General features: G+C 52.1%; 9 protein-coding genes. 5 read left to right on the top strand and 4 right to left on the bottom strand.

Annotation, left to right across the window (positions count from 1 at the left end):
- Positions 1–180, top strand: a 180-nt coding sequence (locus AC2FNU_RS21295) for a helix-turn-helix domain-containing protein (RefSeq protein WP_496792231.1), incomplete at its 5' end; no start/stop codon positions are given.
- A 384-nt stretch (positions 181–564) separates the two neighbouring features.
- Entirely contained in the window at positions 565–1338 is a 774-nt protein-coding gene (locus AC2FNU_RS21290; protein WP_496792230.1) for a class I SAM-dependent methyltransferase, read from the top strand.
- Positions 1339–1560: 222 nt separating this feature from the next.
- Here AC2FNU_RS21290 and AC2FNU_RS21285 read toward each other — a convergent pair whose 3' ends face one another.
- Positions 1561–2454, bottom strand: a complete 894-nt coding sequence (locus tag AC2FNU_RS21285; protein WP_496792228.1) for a GNAT family N-acetyltransferase — start codon at positions 2452–2454, stop codon at positions 1561–1563.
- A gap of 347 nt (positions 2455–2801) precedes the next feature.
- On the opposite strand from AC2FNU_RS21285, the gene AC2FNU_RS21280 reads away from it, so the two are divergent.
- From AC2FNU_RS21280 to AC2FNU_RS21270, 3 genes are all read left to right on the top strand, one after another.
- Entirely contained in the window at positions 2802–3968 is a 1167-nt protein-coding gene (locus AC2FNU_RS21280) for a M20 aminoacylase family protein (protein ID WP_496792226.1), read from the top strand.
- A gap of 494 nt (positions 3969–4462) precedes the next feature.
- Entirely contained in the window at positions 4463–5173 is a 711-nt protein-coding gene (locus AC2FNU_RS21275) for a M48 family metalloprotease (RefSeq protein WP_480778651.1), read from the top strand.
- 351 nt (positions 5174–5524) lie between these two features.
- The gene (locus AC2FNU_RS21270; RefSeq protein WP_480829819.1) at positions 5525–6889 is read left to right on the top strand and encodes an alpha/beta fold hydrolase; all 1365 of its coding nucleotides are present in this window, start codon (positions 5525–5527) and stop codon (positions 6887–6889) included.
- Between the two features lie 311 nt (positions 6890–7200).
- On the opposite strand, the gene AC2FNU_RS21265 is transcribed toward AC2FNU_RS21270, so the two are convergent.
- The 3 genes from AC2FNU_RS21265 to AC2FNU_RS21255 form a co-directional block, all read right to left on the bottom strand.
- Positions 7201–8322: a linear amide C-N hydrolase gene (locus tag AC2FNU_RS21265; RefSeq protein WP_496792224.1), complete on the bottom strand. Its 1122-nt coding sequence runs from the start codon at positions 8320–8322 to the stop codon at positions 7201–7203.
- Between the two features lie 411 nt (positions 8323–8733).
- On the bottom strand, positions 8734–9768 hold the full coding sequence (locus AC2FNU_RS21260; RefSeq protein ID WP_496792223.1) for an IS110 family RNA-guided transposase: 1035 nt from the start codon (positions 9766–9768) through the stop codon (positions 8734–8736).
- Positions 9769–10051: 283 nt separating this feature from the next.
- The gene (locus tag AC2FNU_RS21255) at positions 10052–10477 is read right to left on the bottom strand and encodes a VOC family protein (protein WP_496792221.1); all 426 of its coding nucleotides are present in this window, start codon (positions 10475–10477) and stop codon (positions 10052–10054) included.
- Positions 10478–10827: the final 350 nt, after the last annotated feature.

The raw sequence follows: 10827 nt of genomic DNA, 5'->3' as shown, positions 1-10827 counted from the left end.
ACAACGCTACCGCGCGAAATCAAACGGCTGCGTATCGATGTCGCCAAGGAGCACCTCAAACAAAACCAGATGACAATTGCAGAGATCGGACTGATGCTCGGCTATTCTGACAAGTCCCATTTCACTCGCTTTTTCCGAGGTCAGACCGGAATGACACCGACCAAGTTCCGAAGCAAGTAAATGTGGTCGAGCCAAATGAACGCTTCGAAGATTAGGTCCTCGTGGGATCAGTTCGGAGAAGTTGTAGTGCGACGTTGAACAGGTTAGTCGACGACATGAATGGTTGGTTGCCACCGCCGATACAACCTCTGCAACTGGCCGTTTCGTTGTGTATTTCGGAGTTAGCAAAGCTTGGTTGCGAAGGTCCGCTTCAGGCTGTGACCGGCCAACAACTCAGACCGCAGAGAACGGCAATATTGAGCCAAAGTGACGAACGCAGCACAGTAGCCGAATGTCGGAATTGGGCCAGACTGTGGTACTTGTCCCAAGTCTCTTGTCACCTCCCGGACCACCAGTGCGATGCTAACGTTCCGGCATTGAATTGGAGGCATTACTAAAATGGGCATGGAATACGACGAAGCAGCGGCAGAGAGACTTGAAGCGGTATACTTGGGGCCTGACGTTGTAAGACAACGCGAGGATACTCTTCGAAGGATTTCAGTTCAAAGCGGAGACCGCGTCCTAGACATTGGAAGCGGACCTGGCTTTCTTGCGGCGCAAATGGCGAATCAAGCAGGGCCAGATGGTGAAATGATCGGCATAGACATTTCGGAACAAATGGTGGAGCGAGCGAGCCAACAAAGTGAGTATAATTGGCTCAGCTATCGCTGCGCTGATGCCACAGCTCTCCCGTTTGATGGCAATTATTTCGACGTGGTCGTCAGCACCCAAGTTGCGGAGTACGTGCCTGATGTTGAGAAGTTTTGCAGCGAGGTTTTTCGCGTTCTGAAGCCCGGAGGGCGTGGGCTGATCCTTGCGACTGACTGGGAGGGTGTCTGTTGGCATAGCGAGAACCCGGATCGAATGGAGAAGGTCCTCAAGGCATTCGCACCGCACTGCACCGACAGCAAACTTCCGCGAACGCTGGGCTCTCGTCTTCGAAACGCTGGGTTGGTCGTCAATGACGTGAACTATTTCTCTATTGTGAATTTGGATAGGTACGAAGGCTGCTATGGAGAAATGGTGGTGCCGTTCATTGTGGCTTACGTGAAAGGACAAAAAACCTTTCCAGATGATGAGCTAGAGGCTTGGGCAGAAGAGCAGGCCTCACTAAATGCACGAGGGGAGCATTTCTTCTCGACGGGTCGATTTAGTTTCTCTGTCAGCAAACCTTCCTGAACGGGAAGTGGACGTTCAGGCAGCAAGAGCAAACGGCAGCTTCGTCCCGCATCTCGGGATTCGCAAAGTCTTGTTTGAAATATCCGGTTTGGACTGCGACCGGTTTTTGATTTGTAAAGTAGCTAGAGGCGGCAACGAGCCCATTTTGCTCAAGCGACGCCGTACAGCGAATGTCTGGTTGTCTATGCGCGGCCGCACTTAGCGCAAAGCCCAGTTGTGAGATCAAAGTGTGAGGTCCCAGGTTTCTTGCACGCTCTCACTGCCAAAGTGATACCCGGAAATGCGCTCTGTCAAAGTAAATCCGAATCTAGCGTAGAGCGCGCGTGCGACTACTTGTGTCTCGTGGGTCATTAACGTCATGCGTTTGAACCCTGATGCACGCGCGTGATTCAGACAGATCGTCATTAAACGCTTGCCCAAGCCCATTCCGCGGGCCTCGGGTTCCAGAAAGAATAATCGCAGTTTCGCGACGCCGGGTTCTTCTGTATTCATGCAAAAAATTGATCCAAGCCGCGTCTCGCCGCTATGAGCAATAAAGGCGCGGTTTCCATCAATGCCTTGGACCGGCAAAAAAGCCGCAAGGATCTGCATAACGAGCATTTCCATGCGGTAATCAAATTTATAATCTGTGTAATAGGTCTCGGCGTGCCGATTGACGACCCATCCGGCGTCGCCTGGGTTTAAATCGCGAAATTCGACTGGACCCGGCAGGTCAAATGATCTCACCGCCTGCTCCAAAGCCCGGGCGACGCGCCCTGCATCTGCCCCATCCAATCGCTTGTGGACCTCAAGCGCCATCCGGTCGACAAGCTCGCTAAACTTCTGGTGCCCAGATTCTGTAAGATGAAGTTCCTTTTGCCGTGCATCATGTTCAGAAGGTTTTCTTAGAATCCATCCGGATCGCTCAAAGTTCTTCAAGATACGACTGACATAGCCTTCGTCGAGGTCCAGGGCATTGGCGATCAACCGGGCAGTTGAGCCATTTTGCACTCCGATCTCATAGAAAACCCGCAGTTCTGTGAGGTTCATTCCACTACCGCCGTAGTCGGGGGAGAACAAACCCATTCTCTGTGTGTAGAACCGATTGAAGGCGCGAATTGTCGAGATGTGATCCATTCTGCAATTCCATTTACTTGATAAATTCAAGCAAAATAGAATTACTTGATTATGTCAAGTAAAAGCGCAATACCGTAGTGCCAGCGCAATTTCTGTGTCCCCGAGAGTACAACGGTTAAGCTCGTGTGAAGGCCAAGTTCAAAACTAGTGCTGGCCGCAACCGGCATTCATTCGGTGTCGGCTGAGTCCCGCTCAGCCCACCAAGGCATGTACAAGTAGACTGATTTTGGCCCGCCGAACCGCCGCATGACCGCTGTGAGCCCCAAGGCTACCGAAGAACCGCCAATTGATCATGATCGCTTTTGTGTAGCATCATGTCGTTTATAGTCATTTCTGAGGGCAGACCAATGGTTCACACTGAAGTTTTTGACACGCAGCTAACTGAACTATTTGAATGGCGTCGCGACTTTCACGCACATCCGGAAATCACATTCGACGTTCATAGAACCGCCGGTTTGGTTGCTGAGCGCTTGCATGAGATGGGTGTCGACGAAGTTTATACTGGTATTGGGAAAACAGGCGTCGTTGCCGTGATAAAAGGCGAAAGTACGGCAAGTAACAAAGTGATTGGCTTACGCGCGGACATGGACGCATTGCCCATGCAGGAGCAGACAAATCTCCCTTACGCGTCAAAAATAGAAGGCCGAATGCATGCCTGCGGGCATGATGGGCACACAACGATGCTGCTGGGCGCTGCGCGCTATCTGAGCGAGACCCGTAATTTCAATGGAACTGCGGTTTTAATTTTCCAACCTGCGGAAGAGGCGGAAGGCGGTGGCCTCGCCATGGTTCAGGATGGTCTGATGAATCGTTTTGGTATTCAAAGCGTTTTTGCGCTTCATACGTCTCCTGGTCTGCCCATCGGCCATTTCTCTACTCGCCCGGGTGGCATAATGGGGTCTGCGGACCTCTTTGAAGTGCAAATAACTGGAAAAGGCTGCCATGCAGCTTTTCCACACGAGGGTCACGACCCGGCCATTGCCGTTGCTCAGATCATCCAAGGTTTCCAGACGATTGTGTCGCGTTCAATAAATGCGTCGGCACAACACGTCGTTTCAATCACGCAAATCCACATGGGGAATGCAGATAACATCATCGCTGAGACAGCGGAGATCAGAGGGACCGTGCGCAGCCTATCCAGCAAGGCACGTGCTTTGGGCAAACAAAGGATGTACGACATTTGCGCGGGTGTAGTGTCCATGACGGGTACGGATATCGATTTCAATTACATTGACGATTTGCCGGTGACGGAAAACGACCCGAAACAAACCGACATTGCTATTGATGCAGCCTCCAAACTGGTGGGCTCCGAGTCAGTTGACGGCAACCGAACGCCAACCATGGGTGGAGAGGATTTTTCTTTCATGCTTGAGCAACGTCCGGGCAATTTCATGTTTATCGGCAACGGAGATAGCGCGGCATTGCACAACCCAGCCTTCGATTTCAATGATGACGCACTCGCTTATGGCTGCGCGTACTTTGCTACAATTGTTGAGCAACAGTTAGAGATCTGACCCGCACGGAAGTCCGATTGCCGGAGTTGACAATGGTGCCACCGCCGCGAATTGAGGCTTTGTCCGCATCTCAGAAACTGCAAACTCCAGTTTTGAATGTCCGCTTGGGGCTGAGACTTGCCGCCATCGCGACTTGCAGAGAGCGACAACAGTAAGCCCATACCGGAAACGCTCGTTAAACTGCACGTGCACTCGTAGCATTCCCTTTGCAGAGAAATAGATAGATTTGAAGCCGTCGTGCAGCGGAAATTGCGGCCTCTGATGCGGTATTCAACGCGGTTCAGGTCGTTACTGACGAGGTCGCGGACGGGCTGGCCGTTCGGCTTAATGCCATTTGCGATGCTTGCCATTTTGGCGGCAGCTGAATCGTGATGCGGCTACACCCGATCTCCTCTGTTATTGAATAACAATTTATGCAGGCCGTAAGGTTTGGGTGGCTGCTTTATCGACGACTACAAACTCTATTTCGGCTCAAAAAGTAGAAAGGTGCATTTATGAAGCGGAGTGTCTTGGTATGGGTTGTTTTGTCGCTGGCGGGATGCGTGTCAACCGCGCCTCCGCCATCAGCACCCATCCCCAATCCCGGTCACGCGAGTGCACCAGTCAGTTCACAGCAGGCCCAAGTGAGATTTCGTCAGGTCGCCTCTCGAATTGAGCCCGTCGCAGAGCGAGAATGCCGCCGCCAAACGCGCGGAGTGAATTGCGATTTTTTAATCCGTATTGATCCAAACAAAAAAGCACCCTCAAACGCGTATCAGAGCTTAAGCAAGTCGGGACGACCGGTGATCACAATGACCCAAGCGCTGACACGGAATGTGAACAATACCGATGAACTTGCATTTGTTATGGCGCATGAGGCCGCTCACCATATTCAAGGGCATTTGGCGCGACGTGCTCAAAATGCAGCGGCCGGTGCAGTTATTTTGGCGGGTCTGGCAACAATAGCAGGGACCGCGCCGAATGACATTGCCGCGGCACAAGACCTTGGAGCCTTTGTTGGTGGGCGCAGCTATTCGAAGAACTTCGAACTGGAAGCTGATCGGCTAGGCACGGTGATAACTTACAAAGCGGGCTATGATCCACTCAAAGGTGCGTTGTACTTCGCACGAGTTCCTGATCCTGGTGATCGTTTTCTCGGCACACATCCTCCCAACGCTCAAAGATACTACGCAGTGCAAGATACAATGGCCCAGATCGGTCGCTGACCAATTTGAACTTATGTTTTGCAATCCTGATCTTGGTTTTGCAAAGCTGAGTGATAAAGGTCCGCTTCGGGCTGCCCATCGGTCACAGATGAGAAGAGCTACGGACTGACACCTTTAGAATTGATATTTCGAAGTGAACCTTAGTTAGCAACGCGAAATGCGTTAATCATTCACCTTAATTCTAGGTTTCGCCAACCGATAAAACATTTTGCTCGGCTGTGTTTCAACGCAAGTTTGGGAACTTGCAGGCTTAGCAAAATGCCCAGGCACAAGTTTTGGTCACAAAAATCTATTCCTCTGTTAATTTTAGGTCACAAGAATTGGTTTTAGCAAAGAGGATCACATCAACTGATGAAGCGGAAAATTGCTGCGATCCTGAGCCTGGATGTCGTCGATTATACCAAGCGTATGTCAGAGGATGCTGAGGCCACGCTGAACACTCTACAACACATCTTGGATGATGTGATCAGGCCGTTGGTCCATGAATACAAAGGGCGAATATTCAAGCTGATGGGAGATGGAGCTTTGGTTGAGTTTGTCGCTGCCACAGATGCAATTGATGCTGCAAGCCAGATTTTCAATCAGATGAGAGATGAAGACGTAAATCTTCGAGGAGGTCTCCACGTTGGCGACGTAATGCCAAATGGCACAGACTTGTTCGGAGAGGCCGTGAATGTTGCGTCTCGCCTTCAGTCCAGTGCCCAAAATGGAAGTTGTCTCGTCAGCAAGACCGCTGCTGAAGTTGCGGGAACTTCGCTGGCAGTTGCGTTGCGACCAGAAAGCTCGATACGGCTGAAGGGAATTCCAAATCCGGTGGAAGCCTACTCAATTGATTTGGATGGCGACAAAAGACGCGCAAAGAACAAGCTGCTGGCTAACTCTCAAGACGTGCGTTTTGCAAAATCGAAGGACGGTACAACGCTTGCTTGGACATCGACTGGAAGCGGTAGAAAGCTACTGGTCACACCAAACTGGCTTAGGCATCTGGAATACGATTGGACGATGAACACCATCGCCGGATGGTTGCCTCTACTTTCGGAGAACCACTGCCTTTATCGGTTTGATGGTAGAAACAATGGCTTGTCCCAGAGGGGTGTGCAGGATGTATCTCTGAACCGGATCGTCGAAGATGTTGAAGCCGTTTTGGACGCAGCCGGGATCGAAAAAGTGCCATTGTTTGGCATTTCCTTCGGGGCAACTATTGCTGCAGCTTTTGCCGCACATAATCCTGACCGTGTTTCGGGGTTGGTTCTACTTGGTGGATTCGCACAAGGGCTTGCGGTGCGCTCACAGCCCGGTATTGCCGCGCTTGGGCAAGCTATGATGGATATGAGTCTTGAGGGCTGGAACGATGAATATCCTTCTGCAAGAGACTTGATGGCCCAGTCATTTGCTCCAACTGCAAGCCCGCATGACCAGCGCGCTTATGCAGAGTTTATGAAAGTGGCAATGGACCACCAGGATTGGCTCAAGATTGGACCACTGGTCGCCGAAGTCGACGTAACCGATCTGCTTTCGCAGATCTCGTGTCCTGCTTTGGTCATGCACGCTAATCGAGACAGGATGCACAGTGTTGAACAAGGCAGGATATTCGCCTCCGGCATCGAGAATGCGCGCTTCATTGGCATTGAGACAGCAAACAATACGATGCCAGAGTATGATCCTGCCTGGCCTAAAGCCCTAGTGGAAATAGAGCGTTTTTTGAATTCAATTTGAGCAGTGTACGTTGTTCATCGCCAAAACTTTATTGTTCGAAGGTAAGAGGATGCCGTGCGCCCTTCGATTTTCGATACTGGAATTTGAAAACTCTAGGCTTCTCGTCGTCGCCTGCTTTGTCCTGATCTCGGAATTTGCAAAGTCTTGTTAAGAATGTCTGGTTTGGGCTGCCTCCAGTCAATAGTGCGAACAATGGCGAACGCGACTTCGAGCCTAACGCTGCTTCTTCGCTGGAGTGGCAAACTCTCTACTCCGAAGTTGTATTAGGCCGCAGCCAGCGGTGATGCCGCCACGGCCCGCGTGGTATAACGTCAATTCGTTGGGGTCACATCGACCAACGTGGGTTCTCGATCACCGCTGGTTTCAAAGACGATCATCTCGTCTCCCATAGCTCCGAAGTCAATCTGCTTCATATCAACCATGTGCACCGTTCTGTCGTACATCGTGTGATAGTAGTAGACGAGGTTCAAGGAGTCCGCAGCGGTCGTGATCTGTGTTGCGCTGTAAAGCAGGTCATCCGATTGCACATCGTCTTGGGCGCCCTCAGCGGCATCGGCCGGAATGTTGAAGTTGTCCAGAATGCGGAACGCCTCGCGAACGGTGTCATAGCCTCCTTGCGTCTCCCGCGCCGTCTGGGAAAAGGCGACAGCACGGACAAACCGGGATGGGGGTGTAAAGTCGCCTGGCAGTCCTATCATACCGCTCCCAGCGCCCAGGGGTGCGAAGGTAACGCCGCTTGCCTCAACTTCCGGAAGCCCAAGAGCCGACAGGTTTACATAGTTGTTTAGGTTGGTCATGTGCCAATCGTAGTTTGGCGAATTGGTGATCACGCCAAGCGGAGCATCGAAAATCGTGAGTTCACCATCAATGTACTCAACAACGATCTTTCCTCCGAACCGGTCAGCAACCAACATGTGAAATGGGAAAGGAAATCCGAGAGTCTCATCTACGACCCCGACAACACGGACATCCGCCAACCCGGTGGCAGCCTCTTCAACTGTCTCAAATTGGGAAAGAACATAGCTGGCTAGCAAATCGCCGGGGATCGTGTTGTCGGAAAGGTCAGGGTCGTATTCCTGATACTCAGTAAATCCGGGCAGGTAAAACAGCCCGGCGCTCAATCCAGCTTCGTTGATCCCATCTGCGGGAGCCCCATGATCCAACATGCTGATACCGACCATTCCAAATCGGCCGGTCCAGTTTGCTCCGTCTTGCCCATCTGGCATTTCGCCTGCGGAATACGTGAAACCTCGGGGAATAATGTTGATCTTTGTCTCAAGATCGAACGGCCCCCATTCGGCGGTCCTTGCGCGAACGATGCTTCCATCCTGCCCTGTCAACATGATGCCAGTGCATCCCCAGGCCATCGATACTGAAGCCACAAAGGCTATGGTCGCTTTTGGTAATATCCGAAATAATTCGATATGACGCATGGTCGTTCTCCAATTGGAATGATCTGATCTCATGAACTCACTCGACCAAGCTACCACACCGGTTCTCAAGTTGAATGAAGTTTGCATGATCTCCAAAGAGACGAGAAAGTCCGCCTATTTCGTCCTTCGGACTTTGCAAAGTCCGTCTCTGAATGTCTGCTTCTCTAATTGGGCGTTTGGGTCAAGCTCGTTTTCTTTCATTGTATCGGATCACTGTCGCTCATCCGGGTCACGCTTCTCTTCGCAGTCTGGGTGATGCCGCGTGGGGCATCGCTGCACGCATGTGTCGGATTGGTTGTGGAGAGCCTCGCTTTGAGACGCGCTTGACGGCGCAGCAGACATTTTCGACTTCATCCACGAACCTCGTCCGGTGAGGGACGATCCCGTTCCTATTGATGTTTGGCGGTTAGATCATGCCATGCCCTCCATCTTCTCTGAACGGAACTCCGTGCCATCCGCCCACATGCGGTGGAGCAGAACGGCCAGTTTGCGTGCAACGGCAACGACCGCGCGGCGGCGCCCCTTCGTGCGCATCAATCTCATCCCCCATGACTTGATCTGCGATTCTGCCATGGTTCGCATCAGCAAAGCGTTGGTGGCAGCATAGAGTGTCGCCCTCACATCTCGATCCCCGGCTTTGGATATTCGACCGGGATTGTCTTGCTCACCTGACTGATATCTTCGAGGCGTCAAGCCAAAGTGGGCGGCTACGGTACGAGACCGTTTGAACCGCGTGGGATCGTCAACAGCGGCCTTGAAGGTTAAGGCCGCTATGGGGCCGACACCAGGAACTGTCATCATACGCATGCAGACCGCATCCCGACTGGCGGCGCGTTTTACCCTCCGATCCAATTCAAGGAAGTGTTGATACAGCACCAGCCTGGCGTCGAGCAGCGGGAGCATGGCATGAGCCAACACCTCGTCCATTTCGATCATCGGTCGGACGACGCCGTCGAAGCTGCCATGCTTAACCGTCTTGGGCAGACGGATGCCGAAGATCTTCAGCAATCCCCGCACTTCGTTGGCCAGATCAATGGTCTTACTCAACAATGCCTTGCGCGTGCTCAGGAGGGCCCGAACCCCATGTGCCTCCCGGCTCTTCATGTGAACAGGACTGAACCAACCTGTCCGCAAGATTTGGGCAATGCCACGTGCGTCGTTGCGATCCGTCTTGTTACGCATCGCTGACAGCGCGGCACTTACCTGGCGCGCCTCCATGCAAACGACGTCGAAACCTTCTGCCTTCAATCCGTAGAACAAGTGCTGGCTCAAAGTGCCAGACTCAAACCCGATGCGCTCGACCGAAACGGGAAGCGCGGCCAGATAGCCCGCGATCTCCTCGATTTCGCAAGGCAGGTCTCGCTCGTGCAGAACCGCGCCCTTGCCATCAACGACACAAATCGCGCACGAACGCAGCGACACGTCCAAACCTGCAAAATACTCCATTCGAAATCTCCCATGTTCACAGCTTCCCTGTGAGCCTATCGGGAGCTCGACCTCAGTTCACGGTCAGCCCAATTACGCATGCTTTAGGCTGGATGCGGACTCTGCGACGATGAATGCGAACCGCCGTTTTGTCCGCAAACTGTGAGTTGGAACAGACACAAATTTTGCCAGCGCAGCGAATGGCCGCTAAGCGGACTGCGACCGCAGCATTTGAATACGATGCTCAAGGTCGGCAATGGGCCGTCAAATGCACGAGTGGAACTTCGCTTCGCAAGCGATTGGCCTATCCCATGGTGGAGACTTTTTGATGAACCTCAATCACGTTGCCTTCTGGGTCGTGAAAGAACACTTGGTGCCACTCTTTCGAGAAAGCCGTTCCATAGTCTGAGTATGGAATGCCGCGTTCATCGAGCTTTCTGAGAAAGGCATCAAGGTCATCGGTACGAAAGGCAATATGCCCTCGTTCAACCGGATTAATTGCATGCATGTTTTTGAACGCGACATCTAAGTCCCGTTCCGCAAGATGCATCTGCATGCTACCTTCGGTCGCAAATCTGATTTTGCCGTCATAGCCCGTATCTTCGTTTGCTTCGGTGCGAGGGAAATTTTGTTGTGGGATATCAGCAAGACCAAGCACGCTTGTGTAAAAGTCGTGCATGCGATCGACATCGTCGGCCACAAAGTTAATGTGATGAAATTCCAGCTTCATTTTCAGTCATCTGTTCGATGTTTTTCTTCTGCGGTTCTAACATCAAAGGCCGCAGCTTGGGATAGGAGAAGTCGAATTGGTTTCTCCGAATTACAGCTTTGCCCACAATCCAGCTACTTCCCGTGCCAGGTCATTGTCCTCGCAAAAGGCAGATCCTATATGCGCGGCGATGGGTTTTGGAGGCCAATTCTGATGGTGCGTACGTTTGTTCTCATGGCCGTGATGACAGCTTTTGTGGGTGTCATCGGGCTCATGCTGGGCGGTGAGGTGGGCCTTGTCATCGCGCTCTGCCTCGCATTTGCGATGAACTTCTTCTCCTACTGGAATTCGGACAAAGCCGTCCTGCGTAT

Source organism: Ruegeria sp. BHSB064 (assembly GCF_059613205.1).
The sequence above is the reverse complement of the archived record's forward strand: the minus strand, read 5'-3'. Positions and strand labels throughout refer to the sequence as shown.

What these genes read in the sequence shown, in the direction of transcription:
- AC2FNU_RS21290 (WP_496792230.1), top strand. Translation starts at nt 565, where the DNA reads ATGGAATACGACGAAGCAGCGGCAGAGAGACTTGAAGCGGTATACTTG.
- AC2FNU_RS21285 (WP_496792228.1), bottom strand. Translation starts at nt 2,454, where the DNA reads ATGGATCACATCTCGACAATTCGCGCCTTCAATCGGTTCTACACACAG.
- AC2FNU_RS21280 (WP_496792226.1), top strand. Translation starts at nt 2,802, where the DNA reads ATGGTTCACACTGAAGTTTTTGACACGCAGCTAACTGAACTATTTGAA.
- AC2FNU_RS21275 (WP_480778651.1), top strand. Translation starts at nt 4,463, where the DNA reads ATGAAGCGGAGTGTCTTGGTATGGGTTGTTTTGTCGCTGGCGGGATGC.
- AC2FNU_RS21270 (WP_480829819.1), top strand. Translation starts at nt 5,525, where the DNA reads ATGAAGCGGAAAATTGCTGCGATCCTGAGCCTGGATGTCGTCGATTAT.
- AC2FNU_RS21265 (WP_496792224.1), bottom strand. Translation starts at nt 8,322, where the DNA reads ATGCGTCATATCGAATTATTTCGGATATTACCAAAAGCGACCATAGCC.
- AC2FNU_RS21260 (WP_496792223.1), bottom strand. Translation starts at nt 9,768, where the DNA reads ATGGAGTATTTTGCAGGTTTGGACGTGTCGCTGCGTTCGTGCGCGATT.
- AC2FNU_RS21255 (WP_496792221.1), bottom strand. Translation starts at nt 10,477, where the DNA reads ATGAAGCTGGAATTTCATCACATTAACTTTGTGGCCGACGATGTCGAT.